The sequence below is a fragment of the Brevibacterium sp. HMSC063G07 genome (assembly GCF_001810665.1).
Taxonomy (GTDB): domain Bacteria; phylum Actinomycetota; class Actinomycetes; order Actinomycetales; family Brevibacteriaceae; genus Brevibacterium.
In genome coordinates this window covers 326,681-349,488 of the sequence record NZ_KV802363.1, presented here as the reverse complement: position 1 = coordinate 349,488, position 22,808 = coordinate 326,681, and the positions used below count along the sequence as shown (strand labels likewise).

General features: G+C 59.5%; 20 protein-coding genes and 1 pseudogene. 9 read left to right on the top strand and 12 right to left on the bottom strand.

Features of this window, described 5'->3' with window-relative positions:
* The first annotated feature begins 103 nt into the window (after window positions 1-103).
* Window positions 104-424 (top strand): hypothetical protein, encoded by a 321-nt coding sequence (locus HMPREF2757_RS10110; protein ID WP_070576195.1) that lies wholly within the window; start codon window positions 104-106, stop codon window positions 422-424.
* Between the two features lie 39 nt (window positions 425-463).
* Here HMPREF2757_RS10110 and HMPREF2757_RS10105 read toward each other — a convergent pair whose 3' ends face one another.
* The gene (locus HMPREF2757_RS10105; protein ID WP_070576192.1) at window positions 464-2,023 is read right to left on the bottom strand and encodes an outer membrane protein assembly factor BamB family protein; all 1,560 of its coding nucleotides are present in this window, start codon (window positions 2,021-2,023) and stop codon (window positions 464-466) included.
* A gap of 271 nt (window positions 2,024-2,294) precedes the next feature.
* Here HMPREF2757_RS10105 and HMPREF2757_RS10100 point away from each other — a divergent pair, with 271 nt between their 5' ends.
* On the top strand, window positions 2,295-3,674 hold the full coding sequence (locus tag HMPREF2757_RS10100) for a Fic family protein (protein WP_083304238.1): 1,380 nt from the start codon (window positions 2,295-2,297) through the stop codon (window positions 3,672-3,674).
* Between the two features lie 27 nt (window positions 3,675-3,701).
* Here the strand turns inward: HMPREF2757_RS10100 and HMPREF2757_RS10095 are convergent, their stop codons facing one another.
* From HMPREF2757_RS10095 to HMPREF2757_RS10085, 4 genes are all read right to left on the bottom strand, one after another.
* A complete protein-coding gene (locus tag HMPREF2757_RS10095; protein ID WP_256278312.1) occupies window positions 3,702-4,286 on the bottom strand; it encodes an ATP-binding cassette domain-containing protein in 585 nt (194 codons plus the stop codon).
* 65 nt (window positions 4,287-4,351) lie between these two features.
* Window positions 4,352-4,948 carry an FtsX-like permease family protein gene (locus HMPREF2757_RS12165; protein ID WP_256278311.1) on the bottom strand — a complete coding sequence of 199 codons (597 nt, stop codon included), beginning with the start codon at window positions 4,946-4,948 and terminating at the stop codon, window positions 4,352-4,354.
* A 79-nt stretch (window positions 4,949-5,027) separates the two neighbouring features.
* Window positions 5,028-5,657, bottom strand: a complete 630-nt coding sequence (locus HMPREF2757_RS12160; RefSeq protein ID WP_256278310.1) for a hypothetical protein — start codon at window positions 5,655-5,657, stop codon at window positions 5,028-5,030.
* Window positions 5,654-6,742: an FtsX-like permease family protein gene (locus HMPREF2757_RS10085; protein WP_256278309.1), complete on the bottom strand. Its 1,089-nt coding sequence runs from the start codon at window positions 6,740-6,742 to the stop codon at window positions 5,654-5,656. Before HMPREF2757_RS10085 ends, HMPREF2757_RS12160 begins: the two co-directional genes overlap by 4 nt.
* On the opposite strand from HMPREF2757_RS10085, the gene HMPREF2757_RS12155 reads away from it, so the two are divergent.
* From HMPREF2757_RS12155 to HMPREF2757_RS10075, 3 genes and pseudogenes are all read left to right on the top strand, one after another.
* Window positions 6,743-6,901 (top strand): hypothetical protein, encoded by a 159-nt coding sequence (locus HMPREF2757_RS12155; protein WP_256278308.1) that lies wholly within the window; start codon window positions 6,743-6,745, stop codon window positions 6,899-6,901.
* A gap of 425 nt (window positions 6,902-7,326) precedes the next feature.
* Complete coding sequence (locus HMPREF2757_RS10080; protein WP_070576188.1) at window positions 7,327-7,644, top strand: nucleotide pyrophosphohydrolase; 318 nt, start codon at window positions 7,327-7,329, stop codon at window positions 7,642-7,644.
* 267 nt (window positions 7,645-7,911) lie between these two features.
* Window positions 7,912-9,372, top strand: a pseudogene (locus HMPREF2757_RS10075) (DNA/RNA helicase domain-containing protein).
* 446 nt (window positions 9,373-9,818) lie between these two features.
* Here HMPREF2757_RS10075 and HMPREF2757_RS10070 read toward each other — a convergent pair.
* The 6 genes from HMPREF2757_RS10070 to HMPREF2757_RS10045 form a co-directional block, all read right to left on the bottom strand.
* Window positions 9,819-10,985 carry an AAA family ATPase gene (locus HMPREF2757_RS10070; protein WP_070576185.1) on the bottom strand — a complete coding sequence of 389 codons (1,167 nt, stop codon included), beginning with the start codon at window positions 10,983-10,985 and terminating at the stop codon, window positions 9,819-9,821.
* 340 nt (window positions 10,986-11,325) lie between these two features.
* Window positions 11,326-11,838 carry a restriction endonuclease gene (locus HMPREF2757_RS12035; protein ID WP_218079095.1) on the bottom strand — a complete coding sequence of 171 codons (513 nt, stop codon included), beginning with the start codon at window positions 11,836-11,838 and terminating at the stop codon, window positions 11,326-11,328.
* Window positions 11,839-11,910: 72 nt separating this feature from the next.
* Entirely contained in the window at window positions 11,911-12,270 is a 360-nt protein-coding gene (locus HMPREF2757_RS12030; protein WP_218079094.1) for a winged helix-turn-helix domain-containing protein, read from the bottom strand.
* 396 nt (window positions 12,271-12,666) lie between these two features.
* On the bottom strand, window positions 12,667-13,032 hold the full coding sequence (locus HMPREF2757_RS10060) for a hypothetical protein (RefSeq protein ID WP_141750250.1): 366 nt from the start codon (window positions 13,030-13,032) through the stop codon (window positions 12,667-12,669).
* 78 nt (window positions 13,033-13,110) lie between these two features.
* Window positions 13,111-13,491 (bottom strand): ACT domain-containing protein, encoded by a 381-nt coding sequence (locus tag HMPREF2757_RS10055; protein ID WP_070576180.1) that lies wholly within the window; start codon window positions 13,489-13,491, stop codon window positions 13,111-13,113.
* Between the two features lie 622 nt (window positions 13,492-14,113).
* Window positions 14,114-15,688 (bottom strand): class I adenylate-forming enzyme family protein, encoded by a 1,575-nt coding sequence (locus tag HMPREF2757_RS10045; RefSeq protein ID WP_070576175.1) that lies wholly within the window; start codon window positions 15,686-15,688, stop codon window positions 14,114-14,116.
* Window positions 15,689-15,844: 156 nt separating this feature from the next.
* On the opposite strand from HMPREF2757_RS10045, the gene HMPREF2757_RS10040 reads away from it, so the two are divergent.
* The 4 genes from HMPREF2757_RS10040 to HMPREF2757_RS10025 all read left to right on the top strand — a co-directional run bounded on the left by HMPREF2757_RS10040 (window position 15,845) and on the right by HMPREF2757_RS10025 (window position 21,578).
* On the top strand, window positions 15,845-16,465 hold the full coding sequence (locus HMPREF2757_RS10040) for a TetR/AcrR family transcriptional regulator (RefSeq protein WP_176745925.1): 621 nt from the start codon (window positions 15,845-15,847) through the stop codon (window positions 16,463-16,465).
* Window positions 16,466-16,476: 11 nt separating this feature from the next.
* The gene (locus tag HMPREF2757_RS10035; RefSeq protein WP_070576172.1) at window positions 16,477-18,183 is read left to right on the top strand and encodes a long-chain-fatty-acid--CoA ligase; all 1,707 of its coding nucleotides are present in this window, start codon (window positions 16,477-16,479) and stop codon (window positions 18,181-18,183) included.
* A 96-nt stretch (window positions 18,184-18,279) separates the two neighbouring features.
* A complete protein-coding gene (locus tag HMPREF2757_RS10030) occupies window positions 18,280-19,470 on the top strand; it encodes an acyl-CoA dehydrogenase family protein (RefSeq protein ID WP_070576168.1) in 1,191 nt (396 codons plus the stop codon).
* A gap of 548 nt (window positions 19,471-20,018) precedes the next feature.
* A complete protein-coding gene (locus HMPREF2757_RS10025) occupies window positions 20,019-21,578 on the top strand; it encodes an MFS transporter (RefSeq protein ID WP_070576166.1) in 1,560 nt (519 codons plus the stop codon).
* A 116-nt stretch (window positions 21,579-21,694) separates the two neighbouring features.
* On the opposite strand, the gene HMPREF2757_RS10020 is transcribed toward HMPREF2757_RS10025, so the two are convergent.
* Complete coding sequence (locus HMPREF2757_RS10020) at window positions 21,695-22,732, bottom strand: glutathione S-transferase family protein (RefSeq protein WP_070576161.1); 1,038 nt, start codon at window positions 22,730-22,732, stop codon at window positions 21,695-21,697.
* Window positions 22,733-22,808: the final 76 nt, after the last annotated feature.

Below are 22,808 nucleotides of genomic sequence, written 5' to 3'. Positions count from 1 at the left end.
GAACAACGCAGCGCCCGCCCACATACTCGGGGTACTGCACTCCCCTGGCTGGCACCTCGGCTTTCGTCCCGGTGCCTTGGCAGAACAGAAAGATTGGTCCGCTTTGTCTGAATCGGCTTCGAATTCCTCGCACGGCAACAACGGTGCCGTCAACATTCCCGACAACATGGAGGCTGCACCGCGTCTGGTCGCCTACGATCACGACAACAGGCGACCGATGTTCGCGTTCATCCTGTACATTCTGGCCGCGCTCATGATGGTCGTTGCGCTTGTTGTCGGCACTGACGCAAGTGACCCGCTGCGCGCCGCTCCGCTCTGGGGCTCTGCAGTCATGGTCGGCGGACTCGGTGTTGTTGCGCAGCTGCTGCAGCGTCTGTGCCAGATCCTCAAGGACATTCGCGCGGAACTTCAGAGCCGTCGGTGAGGTTCCGCAGTTCAGCTTCGCGCTAGCCGCTGCCGAACTTCAGCCCGACTGGGACCTCAGCACTCGGAACTTGGTTTGGCCGTTGGGCTTATCGCCGCCATCGATCTTCAACGCGACAGCAGAATCGGTCATCGACAGCCAGCCCAGACGCAGCTCGCCAGCCGAACCTTCACCCGCACCAACGCCTTCGCGCCACAGTTCTTCACCGGTGCTGGCATCGACGGCCACAGCTGCATCACCCTGACCGAACACCACGGCGTCCGCACAGGCCACATACCCGGCATCACGGGCAGCGGAGCCTGCATCCGCCTCGGCGGGGGCTGACCAGAGGACCTCACCGTCGGTCATGGAAACCGCATCGAGTGTGTTGGCGGGGCTCGGCACGAGCCCGTACAGCTTCCCGTCCTTGGTGATTCCGGCCGGTGATTCGTGCGGCAGGCCGGTGCCGATCGCGCCCTGCGAGAACTCGTCGCTCACGGGTTTGCGCTGCACGCCTTCGAGTTCCCCTCCGGTGAGGTTGTCGCCGACTTCTGCGAAGACCGCGCCTTCTTCTGTTGCTTTGTAGCAGTACTTCTTGCCGCCGAGTTCGTGCATACCGCCGGCAATGCAGTCGGCACCGTCGGCGTCAGCGTTGATTGTGCCGGCGGGGTCGTTAGCGGCGTCGACGTCCGACCATTCTTTGACGGTGTAGATGTCGTAGGTCGCCGAATATTCTTCGTCCAACCGCTCAATACCGTAGTTGTCGGCGTCAACGGCGGACAGCTGGTAGATATTGCCGATGGCATCAGGGTTGACGTCCCCATCGAGCCTGGTCACAACCGCAACCTGGGCTTTGCCGTCTTTCAGGGAGGTCCGCTGCAGAACCCGCTTGTCAGGGGTCGAGCCCACATGTGTCAGGTATTCGCTGGTGGGGTCGACGGTCGGCATACTGACCTGGCTGCCCTTGGGCAGGGCGGGCGACTGCCACTGAGGTTTGATCTCTTGAGCTCCCGAGGTGCCTTCTGGCAGCTGCAAGCCCACGACTGCCGGTGACTCACCTGAGCAGCCGGCTATCTCCTGTGCATCCTGGCTGAGGCCGTCGAGCGCAAGCACGATCGTGTCGGAATCGGTGACGGGTTTGTCGTCAAGAAGCCAGTACGCCTTGGCGGAGCATTTGCCCAGCGAACTCGGGTCGAAGGTCCACAGTTCTTCACCGTCTGCCGTGTTGAGACCGTGGATTTTCCCTGTTTCAGGGTCTTGGTAGACGAGGGTGTCGCCCTTGATGTAGGACTCGGGACCGGGAACGCCAGCGTCGGCCGGTGGGACGAGGACAGGTTTGGACCACAGCTTTTTGCCTTCGCTGTTATAGGCGCGCATCTCTTGGAATGTGCCGCCGTAGAACACTGCGATGTCGTCACTGGAAGCGAATACTGTTGCCCCGCCCTCATCGAACTGCTGCCACGGTCCCCATTCGAGTTTGGGCTCCTCTTTTTCCTGGCCGGCAGAGCTGCTGGAGTCATCGGAGCCGCCGAGGCCGACAGACCCTCCACACGCGGCGAGGACGAGCGAACTTGCAAAGACGACAGCCACGGTGGCGCGTAGGGACCGGCGACGAATCATGGTGCTCCTTGAGTTGCTGTTGCCGGGCGGCAACGCCCTCATAGTAGCCAAAAAGTTCGGTTTTCAGACTGGTGCGAGCGCGGGTCGCTGAGGTGCCGGTCGCCGAGGTGGATGCCCAGATGAGCGCCGGGCGGCCGGTTGGGATGTGCACTGGGGCTAAGCGCAGTCAAGGATCGCCCGTAGCCTTAGCCAAAAACGAAAACGGCCCAAGGATAATGCTTATCCTTGGGTAAATTGCCGGTTTGTCCAAGGATACGCATTATCCTTAGACATGACAGCGCTGAAGGAAAGACTAGTGCTTGTGTCGTGGACGGCTCGGGAGTGGACTCCTCCTGACAGTGCGCGGCGTCCTCGTGAACGATGGCAGGGAACCTATTGGGCGTATCAGCCGTTTTCGCTCACTGAACCTGAGTGGCACATTGACCCTTCGGTGGCAGCGGAAGCCGGTCGGGTTGAGCGGCGGATCCGTAGCCTGAAGTTTCACGAGGCCGCGGGCAAGCTCGAAGCGGTGTCGCGGTATCTGCTGCGCAGCGAAGCGATCTCCAGTTCCCATATCGAGGGGCTGCGGTCTAATGCGCGGAACATTGTGTTTGAGGAGCTCAAACGGCTCGAGCGCACTGCGAAGGGCACAGCTGCGAACACCACAGCAGATTCCCGGCATGCATCGACCGCAGCCGAGGTTGCCGACAATATTGCCGCTGTGACCAGCGCTGTTGAACGTTTGGGTACGGCTGAGCGCATCACGTGGGCCGATATCGAGAAGCTGCAGTTGGAACTGCTGCCCAGCCTGAGCACGCAGGGCATTCGTGACAGGCAGAACTGGGTTGGCGGAAGTGACATTCACCCCGGCCAGGCGGAATTCATTCCTCCCACAGAACATGCGCTGGTCCCCGCGGTTGAGGATCTTGTTGAGTTCATGAGCGGAGCTGCGACGGGCTGCCTGATTCAGGCGGGCCTTGTGCATGCGCAGTTCGAAACGCTGCACCCCTTTGCTGATGGCAATGGGCGCATTGGGCGAGCGCTCATTCACACGGTGTTTGTCCGCGGTGGTCTGACGGACGGGTTTGTGCTGCCCATCAGTCAGGTGCTGCTGACCCGTTCAGATGAGTACGTCACGGGACTCATGGCCTTCCGCGGCATCCCGCATGGCGCCGAACTTGCCACGAGCGATGAACCGGTCCGTGAGCTGAGCATCAGCGAAGGCATCAATGCCTGGCTTCGGCATTTCATTTCCGCGGCGGATGAGGCTGTCGATCTGGCACTTGCCCTTAAGGATGAGCTTGATGAATTCGATCGCGATAGCCGCGCTCTCATCACCGCCTATGCGGAGCGGACCGGAACGCGGATTCCGCGCACCGATTCATCGGTGTGGAAAATCCTCGATGTCCTGCCGAAGCTTCCGGCACTGACTGTCGATGTGGCTGCTCGGCTGACCGGGACAAGCTCCACATCAGCACAGAATGCTCTTGAGCATCTTGTGGCCACTGGCATTCTTGACCGGCACAGCATCGGCAAGGGCAAACGCGGTTTCGTGTCCAATGACCTTTTCGATCTGCTCAACTCAACTCTGCGGAAGTGGGCAAGCACCCGATTCGATACGCGCATCAGCAAACCGAACCGGCCTACCCCAGGCAGTCCCGGCAAGAAGTAATCCCAGCCGTAACACCACCTCGTCCGTCTATGCCTTTTTGCGTTCGACGAGCTTGCGCTGTTCTAGGCGCAGGGTGACGTCGGCTGATCGTGCAAGCTGCTTCGAATGGGTGACCACGATGACGCATTTGCCCTGCGCATGGGCTGCATCCCGCAGAATCTCAATAACCCCTTCCGCAGTTTCCTCATCGAGGTTGCCAGTGGGTTCATCAGCCAGGATGACAGGAGCAGAGGAAACCAGGGCTCGGCCGATGACCACTCGCTGCTGCTGACCACCAGACAGCGCCAGCACGTTGCGCTTCGCAGCAGCGGCATCGATGCCCAAGCGGGTGAGGTCGTCAATGCTTGCCTTGGGATTGACCAGGCGCAGGTTCTCCAGAGGTGTCAGATAGTCGATGAGGTTGTAATTCTGGAACACCAGCGCAATCTGGTCTTTGCGGTGGCGGGTGTACCCGGTTTCAGCGATGTCGTCACCGTCAAACCGGACAGTCCCCTGACTGGGTGCATCAAGCCCGGCCAACAGGTTCAACATGGTAGTTTTGCCAGCGCCGGACGAACCGACGATCGCGTAGAACGTGCCCTCTTCGAAGTCATAGGTGACGTTGCTCAGCACCCGCTTGGCAGAGTTGGCCTAGCTGAAATTGACGTGATCAAGCTGCATGATGGCCATGATGTTTCCTAACTGAGTTTTGCAAGAATTTGTTTGGGGCGCGGCATAGCAAGCGGCAGGACTCCCACGGACACTCCGATGAGCACAATGACGGCTCCCAGCGCCAACGCCAGGACAACATCACCGGCTCCGGTGCTCGGCTGAAGCGACGACAGCGCCTCGCCACCTACCTGGGCGAAGACCGCCTGTCCCAACCGGGAGGAAAGAAGCGTCCCGACCACCGCAGCAATCACTGCCGCGACACCGGCGAAAATGCCCGCTTCAATCGCGAACTGCGACAGCACATTGCCTTTGCTTTTGCCCAGGGACAAAAGGATGCCGATTTCGTGAATCCGCCCGCGCGCCCAGAATGTACTCACCAGCGTGAGCACGCACGCGCCGGCCACGCACAGGCCCAGAAGCAGGATTCCCAGCAGTCGGTCCACCCCAGTAATCGCCTGGAGAACAGGAGCGAACTGTGCCGAGTTGTCCTCCATGGTCAGCTCCGGTGCGATGCCCTTGGCAGCTTCGAGCGCTTCCGGCAGCTGCTGCGCGGTCTGCGTGAAATAGCGGCCCGTGGTCAGAGGCGCGCCGAGCTTCTGCGCCGATGCGAGGTCAACAAACACGTGGTTCTCGGATGCCCCGGACGGCAGGCCCGTGGGGTTATCGGTTTTGCCTTCGAGGATGCCAGCAACCGTGACCTCCTCACCATCGCGGGTGAGAGTCAGCTTGCCCCCCCCCCACCCCGAGGTTGTTGTGGTCGGCGAACTCGCGGTGAATGTTCGCCTTCCCAACGCCAGCCTTCGAACCACTATCCGCGCCAGCCCGCGACTCCCCCGCACCCACGTGCTCTCCTTCGACAAGCTTGCACAGCTTGCCCTGGAATGCCGGGTTGAGCGAGGAATCGCTGGTGCCGGGCACACTGACATCACCGGCGAACTGCGGGTCCAGCTGAACTCCGCTGGCACCCAACACCGGCTGTGCGCCTTTGGGCCTGGCCAAGGCGGCTGCCTCAAGACTGTGCCGCGCCACCTGGGGGCAGGGCTGCCAAACGCTCGGCCACCTCCCGGTCGATTCCCGCGGAACCTCCCGAGGTGCCTCATCTGAGCCGGCCTCCACCTCGTCAGCGGTCTCGCCTGCCGAACCAGCCCCAGTTGCCGTGAATCCGGCGCCGACGTTGGTGTTGATGGCGTTTTTGACCTCAGTCATGGTGGAGCGGACGCCGGATTGGGCGACGAGTGCTGTGAAGACCACGGTCATGATGAGGGTCATGAGCAGGGTGCGGCCGGGTTTGCGGGTGACGCAGCGGATTGCGCGCGCCCAGGGGCTGGTCATGTGGCGTCCGCCAGGATTGCGCGGGGGCTCTTGCGCATCATCGGCACAGCGCTAATCGCAACGACAACGGCGATAACCACAACACAGATAATCGCGGCCTGAAGAACCGAGCCAGATGTCAGTCCCACTGTCAGGCTGTCGAGTGTTTGGGCGGATGCGGAAGATTCCATGTCGGCACCGAACTGTCCGGCTTGGGCCATGTCCTGGGCCGCAGACTTGTTGACGCTGGCCAGGGTGGTCTCACCCATCCATTGGGCGAATCGGCCGGCGGCGAAGTACGCGGCGACAAATGCCGGGACCGCGATCATGAGCATTTCGGTGAAGTACTGTGCGGCGATGCTGGTTTTTGTCACCCCGATGGACAGCAGTGTGCCGGTTTCCCTGTTCCGGTCGCGCAGCCACAGGAACAGGACCAGCGCGACGACCGCGGCGGCAACGATCGTGGCGGCAACGGTGGTGTTGCGCATGATGCTCTTGATGCCGTCGACTGCTCCGATGACGCCCGAAAGGTACTGGGCGGATGGCGAGATCTGGTAGTTCTGCCAGTCGATGCCCTGACCTTTTGCGGCTTCGGTTACCTGGTCGAGGTCGGCGTCTTTGCTGATGAAGAAGTTCGCGTCCTGGTAGATCTCGTTTTCCGGCGTGAACTTGTACAGCGCGCGTGTGGTCTCGAGGTCGGTGAACACGGTGTTGGCGAAAAGCTCATGGCGTGTTGCTGCCGGGCGGGGGTTGTCGCCGAATACGAGGCCCACGATTTCAGTTGTGACCTCTTCTGTGGATTGGCGTTCGTTGTCGACGTCGTACTTGTTGCCCTTCAGCGTGAGTTTGCTGCCCACGGTGAGGTTGTTAGCTTTGGCGAGGTCTTCGTGGATGACGGCTTTGTTCTCATCTTCCGGCTTCAGGTGGCGGCCTTCGATGAGTTTCAGTGTGCCGCTGCGGAAATTGTTGTCGATTTCGCTGTTGTTGACGCCCCACGCGTTGACGGCGTTGCCGAATTGTTCCTCACGCTGCTTGTCGTAGTCGTCGTGGTCGAGTTTCTGCACTTTCGCGCACACGAGGTCAGCGGTGACGTTCTGGCGGGCCACATGCGATTCGACACCCTCCAGACCCGCGATTTTGTCGATTTCAGCGGGTTTGACGGTGCCGGCACCTCGTGGTTTTCCGAAGTTGTGCTGGGGATTCTTCTCAAGGACGAACCCGCGGCCAGTCTTTGCTTCGATTTCGCCTTACACGTGGTCGGCTGAGCGGGTGACAGCACTGGCGGCTATGCCCACGGAGGCCATGATGGCCCGGACAGCAAAGATGATGAGTGTTCTTACTGGCTTGCGAACACAGTAGCGCCAGGCTCTCCCTACGAACGTCAAAACTTCCCTTCCCGTTACAGCGGCAGCGCCCACGCGCGGGTTGTGGTGCGCTGCCGAAAAGATCCTGGAAGAACGTACTACCGGAGTCTGGACTGAATCTGACAACCCGATGCGCCGGTCCTGTGGGATGACGAGGTGGAGGTGGGGTATGCGGGCTATCTGCGGGTTTGCGTGGGGTCGAGGAAGCTTCACTAAGCCAGCTCCCGCACTACGAAGAAACATCCCCACCACAGCCCAGCAGCGAGCTAAACCAGCAGACACCGCAAACAATCCGCACGGATTACCCCATCAGGTAGCCTCGGACTATGGACGAAAGAGTATTTCACGAGCTACGGAAACTCGCAAAAGACCGCGGGTGGGAACAGTTTCATACGCCCGAAAACCTGGCGCAATCCATTGCAATCGAAGCGGGCGAGTTACTCGAGCTCTTCCAATGGGGGAAAACACCTGACGCCGAACGGCTTCGGGAAGAGGTAGCTGACGTACTGACCTACTGCTATTTCTTGGCAATGAGGATCGATGAGGACCCCTCAGAGCTGATCTTGACCAAGCTCGAAGAGACAGTTGAGAAATACCCCAGAGACAAGTTCTACGGCAGACATGAAAAGTACAATGAACTCTGAAATTGTCACTTATGAGTCAAACCCAGATTCACATAATGAATGGGGCATACTGACCGCAATTCTTAAAAACCATGCGACGAACTGGCCCATTGTATATACCCTGGACAACGATCGCCAAATTTACATCGGCGAAACCGGAAGCGCGCTACGCCGCCTAAGCGAGCATTCAAAGAATAAAGATAATCGAAGCTTGCTCGAGCCCATATAGTCCACAACACGCAGTTCAATAAGTCGGCATCATTAGACCTAGAGTCCCTCTTGATCCAAATGTTCGCAGCCGATAACAAATACGACGTTATCAACGCAACAGGCGGCCTGATCAATGGTGATTACTATGACCGAGAGCGCTACAACGACGAGTTTCGAAAGATTTTCGAGCAGTTTCGAGACCTGGGGATGTTTAACCACACCTGGGATTCTATTCGCAACAGCGACTTGTTCAAATGGTCACCTTTCAAGGCACTCACAGAAGACCAGCACATCGCCGTGGGACAAATGGTCGAAGGCATTTTGGCATCTATCAGGTCTAATGCCCAGACTGAGTCAGTAGTCTCGGGAGGACCAGGCACCGGAAAGACGATCGTTGCCGTGCATGTTCTTAAGCTGCTAGTCGATATCACGGAACGACGCCGACCACTCAAAGATGACGAAAGTTGGGACTTTTCCAAATTCTTCACTGAAGAAAACGCCGACCTGCTAGAAGGGTTTACATTCGGATTCGTCATACCCCAACAGTCGCTACGTGAAACCATGGGCAAAGTATTTAAAGCCACTTTAGGCTTAAACAAGGCTATGCTCGTCAGCCCTTTCAAAGTTGGCGCCGGTAAAGAATTTTATGACCTGCTCATCGTCGACGAGGCTCACCGCCTTGGGGTTCGAGCACCGCAGGCAAACGGGTCATTGAATAACAGGTTCGCTGACAACAACAGGAATCTTTTTGGTAGTGACGATGTCAGATTCACGCAGCTCGACTGGATCCGGAAACGGTCCAACCATCGCATCCTTATGCTCGACAGTGGTCAGAGCATTCGTCCGTCAGATTTGGACAACCCGCTGATTGAAGACATCGTCGCTACAGCAAAGAAATCCAACAATTTCTACCCTTTGCGAACCCAGATGCGAGTAAAGGCTGGTTCTGACTACGAAAAATTCATTCGCGAGATGCTATCGGGAGTGGCTACGGACATTCCCGACTTTGGCGACTACGATTTTCGGTTCTTCGATTCGATTGAGGAGATGGAAGCTCAGGTTCGCAAACGTGACGCCACCGGCGGGTTTGCTCGTCTTGTCGCGGGCTACGCCTGACCGTGGCAAAGCAAGAGGGATCCGTCAAAATTCGATATTGAAATCGGCGGACGGTCCTACCATTGGAACCAAACGGATAAGGACTGGATCAACTCGTCTAACTCCATCGACGAAGTCGGGTCGATCCACACTACCCAGGGTTACGACCTCAACTACACCGGTGTGATCATCGGCCAAGACCTCAGGATGGATTCTCGTACCAAGGAAGTCTTCTTCGACAAGTCACACTATTTCGATCGAGGCGGCATGAAAATGCCTACCCGTGCAAAGGATACCGGAGAGAAAGCCGACTTTCTGAGCTTTGTGCAGAACATCTATACCGTTCTGCTGACCCGAGGTATCAACGGAACGTACCTCTACGTCTGCGACCCAACGCTAAGGGACTATATAGGCGCGCTTTTTGCCAAACGTCCCATGGCGTAGCTCTGGGAGACACCTATCTGAGGCTGCATGATCCTGCCGACCATACGTCGCCCCAACACCAAGCCTGGGCTCGTGCCCTACGTACTCACCGCAACAGAGCTGGAGTCCGGCCGGTGCTTTATCCTGCACCTACTGTGTTCACGCGGAAAGCCCGTTGGAAAAGGGTGATCACGTTTGCACCTTGGCGGAATATGGGCAGCCCTGGGCCTGATTTGGCTGCTCGTCATCACGCGTGGTTTCCGTCGCCCCACCCTGCAAGCGGAACTGGAAGATGCATAGAAACCTAACCTCCACATCGTGAGTGGATGGTGTGCCCGGCAAATCCTTCCGAGCACACCCGACTAGACCAACTTCACTCAGCCGCCTCATAACGGGACGCTTGATGACGGGATTTCACGGCCACCGACCCCCTCTTTGTGAAAGTTTATGATTTTTATGATGGCGCGTCAGGACGAGCCCTCACGCTCCAGGATGTATTCGCGCGTGTAGGGCGTCGTAAACGTCACAACGCCTCGCGCAGGCGACTCGATGACACCTGCGGCCAACAGTCGGTTGCGGTAGGTGCCTGCATTGCGGGGGTCCATGTTCATGCGTTTGGCCACTTCGGCGGTCATGGACGCCCTTTCGTCTGCAGACATGGCGTACAGATAGTCGCGGTCGCGACTGGAAAGCCCAGCGAATGTGGGTTCGTGAATCTGCCGGTACATGACCCGCTGAGCGTCCGCTGCCGCTTGGCGCACGTGCGAGATCGTAATGACGTCTTCACTCCCTGCGAGTTTGAATGCTTCATCGCCGATCAGCTGCACTAGGTACGGATACCTACCGGAAGCCGCGACAGCTTGCTCTAGAGCCTGCTTCGACATCGATTTGCCCGTTTTTTCCAAAGGGCGGGTGAGCCCTTCTCGAGCCCCGGCCTCCGTTAGAAGCCCCAGGTCGATGCGCTCCGCACGCCGCAGGTACGTCGACACACGGTCATTCACCAGGTCATCGATGGAGGCAGGCAGGCCCGCGCCGACGAATGCAACGGGAGCTCGTTCGGAAACAGCGGCACTTAGGGCATCCGTAACCTGACGCAGCTCGTCGATATTTGACCTGTGCACCTCATCCAAAGTGACCAGCAGTCCTGAGCCTCGCTCCGCAAGTGCTTCAACTGCACGTATGAGCTGGTGCTGGAAATCGGGAGTTACGGGGAAACGGTCTTCACTTGTGGTGGAAACGCTGCCGCCGAAACCCATGACGCTGAATCCTCCCCCGGTGATGCGCATGCTCGACTGCGATTCCCAATCGAGCGTCGCCATAGCTTCAGGGATTCGAGCCTCGGTCAACCGCTGAACAACACCTGGGCTGGCCTGGTCCTGAGCACATATCCAACCACGCGACTGTGCGACCTTTTGAAACACCTTCAACATCACACTCTTGCCCATACCGCGCTGTCCGGTGATGAGAGTGGCCTGCCCGCGAGCCCCGGGGCCCTCATCAAGCATCCGTGCGAAAGCATCAACCAGCTGCTGTCGATCAGCCAAGCGGGGTGGAATCACCCCGAAGGTCGGGGTGAATGGTGAGCGCACGTAATCGGCATCGGGAACCGGCGGAATGTCGAATGCATCAGTCATGTGCCACTCTCACGATCGCTTATGAAAGTTTATGATAATTATGATAGCGGCTCTGACGTGACTCGGTGATCCTGCGCGAGGAGCGGCGGGGCGCCAACCAGACAGGCACCCGCAGTGTTCGAGCAGAGCAAGAGTGGCTGGTGCCAGACAGGGCTCAAACGTCGTGCTGGGCTTGGCGATTGTTCTGTTCTCGACCTTCCCTCAACCCGTCACATGGCTGCCCGAAGTGCTCTACCAGGGATAGGACACCTACGGCTCAGCTGAATAACGAAAACAGTTCCCCATTGAAATGACCCAGTGGGCAGCTGTTTTCGTTGATCGCTATGGATCGAGCGTGCCGCTACAACAGTTCGTCCTCAAAGAAGTCATCGTCGATTTCATACAGCGTGAACTGGTGAGCTTTTTGAACTGCAACCCCGTAGTCGAGCATGAGCTCCGTTAGCCGGATTCCGTCAATGAGCACGATCTTGCCGTGACGGTACCCTTCGGCCGTTCGCCTTGCTTTGTCTTGGAAACTCGACGTTGTAATGAATACGCCCAAATTGGCACCTTGTGCATCGAGAGATCTGATGAACGTGCGGATATCAGGGTCACCGACTTTATTGTTGTCGGCGTAACGCTTCGCCTGAATGTAGACATTGGTCAATCCAAGCGCATCTTGACGAATGACTCCGTCGATTCCTTCATCGTGAGATCGTCCCACATGCTGCTTCGCGCCGTGCGTTCCGCCATAACCAAGGGCCCACAGGAGTTCGATTACAGCCCGTTCGAAAAACTCAGGGGACGATGACTGCAGGCGCTTACGCAAATCAGTCTCGATACTCGCATTAAACGCTTTCTCGTGAGTGCGCATAGCCTCTACCGGGTCTTCGGCAGGCTCAATTTCACTTTCGGTCGCACTATGCCCGTCTTTGATCTGACGGCGCTACGCCACCTCTTCCTTGTACTCACGCCACGTGTCCCACTCGAGCATGTCCGTTTCGCTATATTCACGCAAAGAGCGCCGGTCGACGGTCTTTCCATACTCAGTGATCTTGTAACGGCCCCGCTTAGGCCGATCCACCAACCCCGACTTGGCAAACGATGAAAGCGCCCAGCCAATCCGATTCCTGTATCGCAGCTGCCCCGATTCCAAGGTTTCTTGCATTTGGTCTCGCGACAAGCCGGCCAGCGTGGAAACCATTTCATTAAGTTCCCGACGGCCACGCTCCTGGCCGTCAGCTAGAGCACGCAAGACAAGTGGGCGGAATTCATCAACAGAAGGAATATCGCTAGCCATCTTCATCGCTTTCCACTACTCGTTTAAGCAAGATTAAGGCCAGCCTATCCGCGCCCGTCCCCCTCCCACAGGCTCGACACAGATTCGCACCACCTCCTGCCAGCAGACGGCTGCCTTAACCCGCGACCCTCAGCCAGCAGGGAAGGTTCGGGGGAGGGGGATCGGTCGAGGACCTGCGCCTAGCTGAAACGCTTGCCTTTTCGTCGATGGTGGTGCGCCAGATCTATGCCGCACCCTGCCGTCAGCTCCAGCTTGAACTGTTCAAACAGCCGAGCAATTTCCATGTTTTCAGCATTGCGCTCCTCGACCTGAGTCGCGTCAAATGTCGTCAGCGAAACCTCGTCGACCTGCTAGTCCAGGAGTGGCGAATGTAGGCAGTCAGCCACCCCGCCATCCGTCAGATCAGCGCAGGTCACTGGTCGACGGCAAACGCGACGGATAGTCGTCGCTGAAACTGGAGAACTCCAACCAGCCGATAATCCCGCCAGTCACAAACAGGTTCGCCTGCCAAGGCGTACCGTTGACATCCATCACCAAGACAACGTGTTGCTCGGTTGAAGCACCGTCGACATCGTCAGCCCCGCCCTTGCGGTTCTGATACGCGAAATCAAGGCACGGGCAATTGTCCACCTCGCACCCGGACTCAACCATCAGGTCGTCAACCTGATCGGCTAGCTTCGCCCGGTCGATGTCCGACGCAGGATCGGCCCACCCGTACTCACAGATGTGCTGGACAAAGCGGATTTCCTCTTGTGTCAGTGCACGCACCGGACCACCACCTTCGGCCTCGTGAAGCCCAATCCGCACCGTCTGCCTCCGGGAGCGAATCAAAGCAACTATGACGAGCTATCTGTTCTTCGTGGGCAGTGCGGCCAACAGCGCTTGAGCCTGCTCAGCCTTATCTTCCGGTACCAGCAGATGGTCGTGGTAGTAACCAGCGATCACATTGCAGGCGATACCAGCGTCAGCCAAGACAGTGGAAACAAGCGCGGTCAGCCCGACTGACGTCAAAGCCGAATGCACATCCAGCGTCAAGCACGTGAACCTCTCAATGCGGACGTCCACCATGGCCGGGGCAACAGCGTATGAGCCTTCATCCTCATTGATAACAGCCAGCACCTCGGCCAGGTTCGCAACCTCCTCAACCGGCAGGTAGACGTACGTACCGCGGTTAAGAACACGCAGTGATTTCAGAATGTCGTCGAGATCAGTAAGCCCTACATTCATGGCACAGATCATATTCCCTCAGCACGCTGACTTGGCACGCTCTGTCAACACGGAAACCAAGCCCGGCAAGGCGAACGACCCTGCAACCACCCAATGACAGCCTCCACTCCGAGGTAAACAATGGTCATCTGTTGGCAAGAATGTCCAGCGTTTCGCGCCAATCGGCACGAGCCTGATTCAGAAGCCTGTCGACATCCGCCGCTCTCGCATCGACGGCGCAGACTCCAGGTTTTCTGGGCCCTCCACCGCGAAGAGACTGCCCGGTGCACTCGCGCGTGACAGCAGATTCCGAAGCAGTTTCGCCTTTTGCACGGCCACCTTCTGGGCCGTCCAAAGCCTCTGGCCGTCGTCCCTCACTGTTACTCATCAGCAACTCACTACCTTCACCGGACTGCCCAACCTACACTTCCCCAGCCGACGCAAGCGTTTCAGAACAAACCATAAGCGGCGGGGTACCTTGCATTCTAGGGATCGCAAGCGGACCTGGCGCTGGTTTATGAAAGGCAACCTCTCTGACTTAGTCATCAACGCGGCGCCACACCAGCGAAGGGGCATCCCAGGAAAACCCGGAACGCCCCTTCACCCCTCACGAGCCACCTACCGGACCTCACCCTTCAGCGACTCACTCCCCCGCGGATTCGCTCCTCACGGCATCGCGCAACCGGTGCTTGAGAATCTTGCCCGACGGGTTGCGCGGAATATCCCTGTACAGAACCTTCCTGGGCAGCTTGAACTTCGAGAGCGTCTGCGCTGCATGTTCGCGAATCGACTCCAGCATGGGCGGGTTCTCCGGATCAGCCGGCACGATCACCGCAACAACGGTCTCCCCGTACACCTCGTGAAGATCACCCACAACAGCCACATCCAGAACACCGGGGTGACCAGAGACAGCGTTTTCCACCTCGGCAGAATAGATGTTCTTCCCACCGGAGATGATCATGTCCTTCATCCGGTCAACCAGCGTCATGTAGCCGTCAGATTCACGTTTGGCCAGGTCACCGGTGTGCAGCCAGCCATCCCGGATGGTCTTCGCGGTCTCTTCCGGCTTGTTCCAGTAGCCCTTCATCATCGATTCGGACTGCAGGATCATTTCGCCGACCTCACCTTCGGCAACATCATTGCCCTCAGGGTCGACAATCCGGTACACACCATTCGGGTTGGCCCCACGGCCCGAAGCCCACGGGCGCTCCAGAATCTCCTCGTGCGTGAGCACCGCACCACCGGGACCGCCCTCAGTCAAGCCCGTGCCCTGAGTCAGCCGAGCATTCGGGAACGCATCAATCACCCTGGTGACCAGCGAGCCCGGCATGGGCGCCGCCCCGTAGAAGATCCGCTGCATCGACGAAACATCAATGCTCTCCAGACCCGGCACCCGCAGCATGAGCGCCAACATGGTCGGCACCGCAAACGTGAACGTGCACTTGTGCTTCTCAATTGCATTAAGCGCATCCTGCGGATCGAACGTCGGGCGGATAACCACCGCACCGGCAGCCAGAATCGTGGGGAACAGAACATTCGTCAACGGCGCCGAGTGGTACATCGGCGCAATCATCAACACTCGCTCACCCTCGTGCAGCCCCGTGCTCAGCCCCAAGGACATACCGGCCCAAATGGCCGCGTGATGATCCAGGACCGCTCCCTTGGGATTGCCCGTAGTTCCCGAGGTGTAGAGAATCAGCGCATTATCGCCCTCCTCTACCGCTGTGCCCAGGTTGGTGTCGTCGGCTTGGTCACTGAGGGCGAGCGCGTCTGTGAACCGATCGGCACCCGGGGTCGAGGGGTCAACAGGGCCGAGGCTCAGGCCGATGGGGGCTTCGGTGGTTTCCTCTCCCTCGCCCAGGTGCTCGAAAGCATCCGCTGACGGCTTGGCGAGCGCCGGGTGGGCAACAAAAGCCTTCGCACCGGAGTCACGTAGGAAATACGCCAGCTCCGGCCCCGTGGACTGCGGGTTTGCCGGCGACAGCACTGCCCCGAGCTTGAACACCGCATAGGCAGCAACCACGAAGTACGGACTGTTGATGCTGTTGAGCACCACCCGGTCGCCCTTGCCCACACCGTGATCAGCCAGCACTCGGGCGAACTGATTGGCCGCCGCGTTCAGCTGCGGATAGGACAGGGTGAGTTCGTCGCTGATGAGCGCTGTGGCTTCGGGCCTGCGCTGTGCTGTGCGTTCAAGAATGTGGGACAAGTGGGCCATGGGTGATCCTTTCGCGTCTTTGAGATCGGCAGCCTGACCTACGGGGGCTCTAGCGCAGAACCCCTGTTGTTCTCCAAGTGTATTGGTTATTATCCAGTTGGAGAAGAGTCTAAAAGTGAACTCCAACCACAGCCCCACACACGAGAGGACGCACACGTGGCTGACCTGACACACGGCGATATGTCCTCCAAAGCGCGCATCCGCACTGCCGCGCTCAAACTGTTCGCAGCCCACGGCCACCACGCGGTGTCGCTGCGCCAAATAGCCGAAGCCACCCCCATAGCCCACGGCTCCGTCGTCCACCATTTCGGCAGCAAAGCCGGGCTCATCCGGGCAATCGAGGACGATATCCTCGCCCGCCTGAGGGAAGCCCTCGACGACCTCCCACCCGACATCAGCACCGCCGATGAACTGCGCCGGATCCGCGATGCCAATGTGGAACGTCTGCTGGAAGCCAACCCCGAAATCGTCGACTACACCCGCCGTGTCCTGCTGGCCCCGGGAGCGGATGCCGAGGGCACCTCGGGCCTGTCCCACCGAATAACGGAGCTGACCCGCGACGTGGTCCGGGGCGCCCGCAGTGCCGGCTTTTCCACCTCGACCCAGCCTGAAGCAGTCCAAGTAGCCGAACTTTTGGTGCGCTACCTGGGCCGACTCTTCCTGGTGCCCATGCTTGACCACATTTGGGACGGCCTCGAAGACTCAGAAGGACTGCCGCCGCGCAGCACCACCGACCTCACTGTCCGCGTGACCTACACCAGCGACAAACAGGAATGAAGGAGACAACGATGTCTGCCATCCACCCGCCAAGCCCATTCGGCACCAACAAGAAAATCGTCAAAGGTCGCCCCTCCACCATGGGCGACGACGTTCCGCTCAACACCACCCAGCTGATCCGACACGCCGCCCGCTCCCAGCCGAACCGCGAAATCGTCTACCGCAGCGGGGAAGAATGGAAGCGCTGCACCTACGCCAAGACCTACCGCAGCATAAGCAGGCTGGCCTCCGCAATGTCCGACAAGCTGGGCGTGAAGCCGGGCGACACCGTCGGCGTGCTCGACTGGAACTCCCTCAACCACTTCGAGCTCTACTGGGCGATTCCCGGAATCGCCGCGGTCATGCTCCAGATGAACATCCGCCTGGCCGCCGAAGACCTCGCCTACATCGTCGAAGATGCAGGCGCATCCGTCATCTTCGTCGACACCACCCTCCTGCCCGTGGCCCACTCCTTCGAAGCCAGAACCCCCGGCGTGAAGAAGTGGGTCGTCATGAGCTCCGATGGAGCTCCCATCAACCCTGACGAGGTGGAGCTCACCAACTGGACCAGCCTCACCAACCTCGTGGACGGGGCTGATGAGGACTACGACTTCCCGCTGATTGACGAAAGCTCAGCGTTTGCCGCCTGCTACACAACCGGCACCACCGGCCGGCCGAAGGGCGTTTTCTATTCGCACCGCTCAGTTGTTCTGCACTCGTACATGCTTGCACTGGAAGTGGGCATTGAACCCAGTGACGCCGTCATGGTCATCACGCCCATGTTTCACGCATCCGGTTGGAGCTGGCCGCAGGCATCCGTGCTGCGCCGCACCAAGATCGTGCTGCCGGGGCGCTATTCCGCAGACGACCTCGGCGATCTCACACAAGTGCTCATCGACGAAGACGTCACCGTCGCCAACGGCGCACCGGCCATCCTGTCGCCCATGCTGGACTACATCAAGAGCCTGGACGAAATGCCCGACCTTTCACGCCTGCGCTTAGGCTGCGGAGCATCGGAACCGCCGCTGAGCATGATGCGCGGCTTCAAAGAACTGGTCGGGGCAGAAACCATCCAGGCCTACGGGGCAACAGAAACCAGCCCGATTGCCACCGTCAACCGGTTCACACCCGAAGCGCTGCAGAAATACGACGAAGAAGAACTGTGGGAGCTCAAACGCAAACAGGGCTACCCCGTGCCGAACATCGAAATCCGACTGCTGGACGGCATCGGCAACGACGTCCCCTGGGACGGCGAAAGCGTCGGCGAAATCTGCCTGCGCGGGCCCTGGGTGACCACAAGCTACAACGGCATGAGTGAACAAGAACTCGAAGGCCGATTCGTCGACGGCTACTGGCGCTCAGGCGATGTCGGGTCGATTGACCCCGATGGCTACCTCAAACTGACCGACCGCATCAAAGACGTCATCAAATCCGGCGGCGAATGGATCTCATCCATCGACATGGAAAACCTGCTGCTGAGCCACCCCGGCATCGCCGATTCCGTCGTCGTGGGAATCGCCCACCCCAAATGGACCGAACGGCCCCTGGTGCTCGCGGTAGCCAAAGACCCCGACAACCCGCCGAGCCTCGAATCTATTCACGAACACCTGTCCGGCACATTCGCGTCATGGCAAATGCCCGACGCCGTCGAATTCATCGACGAACTGCCGCGCACATCAGTCGGCAAACTCAACAAAAAGCTCATCCGCGAACAGTACGCCGACTACTACACCCCCTGACCGGAAGCCGCCGGCAGGTGAGCGTGAGAGCGCGAGCCGACCGGCGCCTCGTAGACCAGCAGACACAACAGAACACCACGCAGAAAAGGAGCACACATGATCCTGGATAACTACCGCGGAACCTGGGAAGACGAAGAGATCAGCGAACTGCGCAAACTGACCCGCGAATTCATTGCCAACGAAATCACACCCCACCAGGAACGGTTTGCGCAGCAGCACCGCGTTGACCGCGAGGTTTGGCGCAAGGCCGGACAGGCGGGGCTGCTGTGCATCTCCGTGCCCGAAGAATACGGCGGCGGTGGCGGCGACTTCCGGCACGAGGCGGTGGTCCTGCACGAACAGGGGCTCGCCTTTGATGACGCGTGGGGCTACTCCGTGCACTCGTCCATCTGCGCGCACTACATCCTCGAATACGGCACCGAAGAGCAGAAAAGGGCCTGGCTGCCGAAACTGGCCTCTGGCGAGTACGTTGCCGCAATCGCCATGACCGAACCCGGCACCGGATCCGACCTCCAGGCCGTGCGCACAAAAGCAGTCCGCGACGGTGACGAATGGGTTATCAACGGCTCAAAGACGTTCATCACCAACGGCACCCACTGCGACCTGGTGATCATCGTGGCCCGCACCTCGGACGAACCGGGCGCGAAGGGGATTTCGCTCATCGTCGCTGAAGTTGGCGGCGAAGACGTTGTTGGGGAATCCGGCACGTGGGCGCCTGGATTTGAACGCGGCCGTGTGCTCGACAAAATGGGCATGCGCGGACAGGACACGCGCGAACTCTTCTTCACCGACATGCGCGTGCCCGTTGGCAACGTTCTTGGGGGCGAAGCCGGCGAAGGCAAGGGCTTCTACCAGCTGATGAACCAGCTGCCGCAGGAACGCCTGGCGATTGCCGTCGGCGGTGCCGGAGTTGCCGAAGCCGCAGTACGCGCGGGCATTGCGTATGCGAAGGACCGCGAGGCTTTCGGTATGCCGATCGTGAAATTCCAGAACACGAAGTTCGTGCTGGCCGAAGCCTCCACTGAAGCGCTGGCTGTTCGGACGTTTGTTGACCACGCCATTGCCGAACACACTGCCGGTGAGCTCTCCACCGAAAAGGCCTCCGCGGCCAAGTACTGGGCCACCGACATGCAGAACACCATCGTCGACAAAGTGCTGCAGGTATTCGGCGGATACGGCTTCATGAACGAATACCCCATCGCCCGGGCCTACGCATCGTCCCGAGTGCAGAAGATCTACGGCGGCACAAACGAAATCATGAAGGAACTCATCGGCCGCGGACTGTGAACCGGTGAGTTCGGCACCGGGGAGGGTGGCGTTGGCACTTCGGCGAGTCTCCAACGTCACCCGGGCCGGCTGGTGGTGAGTTCGTCCCTAAGGCGAGTTTGGCCAGCCGCACCGGCCCGGCGCCTCGTGAGCCTTTCCCTACTCACCAGTTCTGCAGATTAGGTGGAAAACGGAGGCGAAATCGCGATTTTTCCCTCCGTTTTCCACCTAGACAGCAGAGTTCACTCGGCCACGCAGCTGAGGCGAGCCCCACCTCCGACCCTGTCCAAATACTGGACTGGGTATTCCCTTTCACCCCTCTGAACGTTTAGTGTTTTCGCTTAGTCGCCGTTAACTGAACAGCGCTGTTCAGCCCTTCGGCGGCTAAGCGAAAACATCGCAGCCATGCGCGAACACCACCGCGTCACGGCGCCAACCACTTAGAACAGACTGAAGCTGACACACACTTCAGCAAGCCTGACAACAGAAGAGATATACGGAACCAACTAGGCACCTCGACAACGGAGCCGAGGCGATCTCGCTCTTTCCGCACTATCCAAGGGACTTCCATGTCTACTCCAACCCGCAACAGTCCACGTCCGCCGCGCGCCGACGGCAAAGACCGCTTCACCCGAGACCAGCGCCGGGCCCTCCTCGGCGCGTCGGTCGGAAACACCATCGAGTTCTACGACTTCACCGTCTACGGAGTTCTCGCCGTGTACATCGGCCAGCACTTCTTTCCCGAAGCCGAACCGTCAGTGCAGCTGCTGTCGTCATTCGCCGTGTTCGGCCTCGCATTCTTGGCCCGGCCGATCGGTTCGATCATCCTGGGCCCGCTGGCAGACAGGATCGGCCGCAAACCCGTCCTGATCATGGCGCTGTCCGGTATCGCACTGGCCTCATTCGGGATCGGCATTCTGCCCACCTACGAGACCATTGGAATCCTCGCACCGATTGCGCTCGTAGCGCTGCGCTTTCTGCAGGGCCTATCAGCCGGAGGTGAGTACGGCTCAGGTTCAACATTCATGGCTGAATACTCCCCGCGCGGCCGCCGAGGCTTGGGTGTTGTGTGGATCGTGGTCTCAACGACTGCCGGTGTTCTTCTGGGAACCCTGACCGTCACCGGTTTGACGCTCGTGATGGGCACGGCGGGCATGGCCGACTGGGGTTGGCGCATTCCGTTCATCCTCGCGCTGCCCTTGGGCCTGATCGGCTGGTACATCCGCCAGAAGATCGACGAGTCCCCCGAGTTCCAGATGATGGAAGCCACCGAGCAGAAGACAAAGTCACCGCTGACTGAGTCGCTCAAGATGTGGCAGAACATGCTCATCATCTTCGGCATCGGCGCCATGCACGCAACCGCCTACTACTCGGTTTTCACCTACATGCCGACCTACATCGGCGTGGTCAACGGCCACGGCCAGGAAATCGCCCTGGTCTCGAACATCGTGACCGGACTCGTATCTATCGGCGTCATCATCGCGGCAGCCGTCTGGTCCGACCGCGTGGGCCGCAAGACCGTGCTGCTGGTCGGAGCAGGCACATACGTCCTGATCGCGTGGCCCGCCTACGCAATCGTCCCGATGCTCAACGCCTGGGGTGCCATTGGCGTACACATCCTGCTGGGCGCGTCCGTAGCCGTCTTCATGGGCGCCAGCGCCGTCATCATGACCGAGCTGTTCCCGGCGAAGATCCGCGCTTCGGGCATGTCCCTGGGCTACAACATCCCGGCCGCCGTATTCGGAGGCGGAGCCCCCTTCGTGGCCACCTTCCTCATTGCGCAGACCGGAATCACATCTTCGGCCGCCTGGTACGTCATGGCAATTGCGGTGCTCGCACTGGTCAGCGCCACAGTACTGAACCCGAAGAAGCACCTCTACGACGACTCCGAACTCGCTGAGGAGTACGAAAAGGTCATCGCCGAGGAGCAGTCCGACGGCAGCCTGCAGCACGTTGTCGTCGACGCCGACGGCGACCGTGTAAGCGCAGACGGAGCTGCCGGCGCAGCTGGGGTTCCTGGCACGGAGGCGGGTGCAGGGAGCCCGGTCGATGTTCCGCCTCGCCTAGAGGCGGAAGTCGAACAGGCCCTCGAGGACGTCGACGTCAGCCGACGTCGCGCACTCGACTGACAACCGACCGACTAAGGTTTGAGAACTCACGAGGCGGGGGTCGGCTCTACGGAAGCTGACCCCCGCCTCGGGTGTTAGGTAGGGCCTCGACGGAATGGTGAGTTCGGAACTGAAAATCACCCCACCGGCTGCGGCGCTGTGCCGTCGCCCCAAGGGCGGTCCGACAGTGCCTCACGCCCGTGCGGTTCCATCCACATCGAAGTGTCCGGACCCAACGGCACAATGCCGGTCGGGTTTACCGACTTCTGCACGATGTAGTAGTGATCCTTGATCTGCTGGAAGTCAATTGTGTCACCAAAACCGGGCATCTGATACAAGTCACGGGCATACGCCCACAGCGCCGGAAAGTCGCGCAGCTGCTGACGATTGCACTTGAAGTGCGAGTAATACACAACGTCAAACCGCGCGAGCGTCGTAAACAGACGAACATCCGCCTCGGTAATCGAGTCACCCATCAGGAAACGCTGACCTGTCAGGCGCCCCTCAAGCCGGTCCAAAGCTGTGAACAGACGCTCGAAGGCCTCGTCATAAGCCTCCTGCGATCCCGCGAAACCACAGCGGTACACACCGTTGTTGACCTCGGTGAACACCCAGTGCATCAGCTGGTCCATCTCGCCCTGCAGCGCTTCAGGGTATAGATCCGGCGCGCCTTCCCGGTGGAACGCGGTCCATTCCGTCGAGAAATCCAAGGTGATCTGATTGAAGTCGTTCGTGACCACCTCGCCGCTTTCCACTTCGACAATTGCCGGAACAGTAATCCCCCGCGGATAGTCGGGGAAGCGCGCAAAGTAGGCCTGCTGCAGCCGCTCGATGCCGAGCACCGGGTCGACGCCACCCTCGTCCAGATCGAAAGTCCAGGAACGCTCATCGTGCGTCGGTCCAGCCAACGCCAGCGTAATCGCGTCTTCCAAACCCAGCAGCCTGCGCACAATCAGCGTGCGATTCGCCCACGGACACGCCTTCGCCGCCGCCAGGCGATACCGCCCAGCCTCGACAGACCACAGAATCTGGTCGTCGTGCTTTTTCGGCGTGCCTACCGGGTCGGCCACAATGCGGTCGTCTATGTAGCCCATGTCTCGCTCAAACGCCTTGTCCTTGGACACGTAAACGCCCGGCTTCGAGTGTTCTGGGTGCAGCTTTTCGCGATCGGTCATGTTCCGATTGCCACATTGCCTATTTTAACTTTCAACCAATAACGGGGTCCCTTTTGGCTGGCCCTCCCGCCTTGCG

Bases quoted from the DNA above. Each gene is read 5' to 3' on its own strand.
- HMPREF2757_RS10105 (WP_070576192.1), bottom strand. From the start codon at position 2,023: ATGATTCGTCGCCGGTCCCTACGCGCCACCGTGGCTGTCGTCTTTGCA.
- HMPREF2757_RS10100 (WP_083304238.1), top strand. From the start codon at position 2,295: ATGACAGCGCTGAAGGAAAGACTAGTGCTTGTGTCGTGGACGGCTCGG.
- HMPREF2757_RS12160 (WP_256278310.1), bottom strand. From the start codon at position 5,657: ATGACCAGCCCCTGGGCGCGCGCAATCCGCTGCGTCACCCGCAAACCC.
- HMPREF2757_RS12155 (WP_256278308.1), top strand. From the start codon at position 6,743: ATGCGATTCGACACCCTCCAGACCCGCGATTTTGTCGATTTCAGCGGG.
- HMPREF2757_RS10080 (WP_070576188.1), top strand. From the start codon at position 7,327: ATGGACGAAAGAGTATTTCACGAGCTACGGAAACTCGCAAAAGACCGC.
- HMPREF2757_RS10070 (WP_070576185.1), bottom strand. From the start codon at position 10,985: ATGACTGATGCATTCGACATTCCGCCGGTTCCCGATGCCGATTACGTG.
- HMPREF2757_RS12035 (WP_218079095.1), bottom strand. From the start codon at position 11,838: ATGCGCACTCACGAGAAAGCGTTTAATGCGAGTATCGAGACTGATTTG.
- HMPREF2757_RS12030 (WP_218079094.1), bottom strand. From the start codon at position 12,270: ATGAAGATGGCTAGCGATATTCCTTCTGTTGATGAATTCCGCCCACTT.
- HMPREF2757_RS10055 (WP_070576180.1), bottom strand. From the start codon at position 13,491: ATGAATGTAGGGCTTACTGATCTCGACGACATTCTGAAATCACTGCGT.
- HMPREF2757_RS10045 (WP_070576175.1), bottom strand. From the start codon at position 15,688: ATGGCCCACTTGTCCCACATTCTTGAACGCACAGCACAGCGCAGGCCC.
- HMPREF2757_RS10035 (WP_070576172.1), top strand. From the start codon at position 16,477: ATGTCTGCCATCCACCCGCCAAGCCCATTCGGCACCAACAAGAAAATC.
- HMPREF2757_RS10030 (WP_070576168.1), top strand. From the start codon at position 18,280: ATGATCCTGGATAACTACCGCGGAACCTGGGAAGACGAAGAGATCAGC.
- HMPREF2757_RS10025 (WP_070576166.1), top strand. From the start codon at position 20,019: ATGTCTACTCCAACCCGCAACAGTCCACGTCCGCCGCGCGCCGACGGC.
- HMPREF2757_RS10020 (WP_070576161.1), bottom strand. From the start codon at position 22,732: ATGACCGATCGCGAAAAGCTGCACCCAGAACACTCGAAGCCGGGCGTT.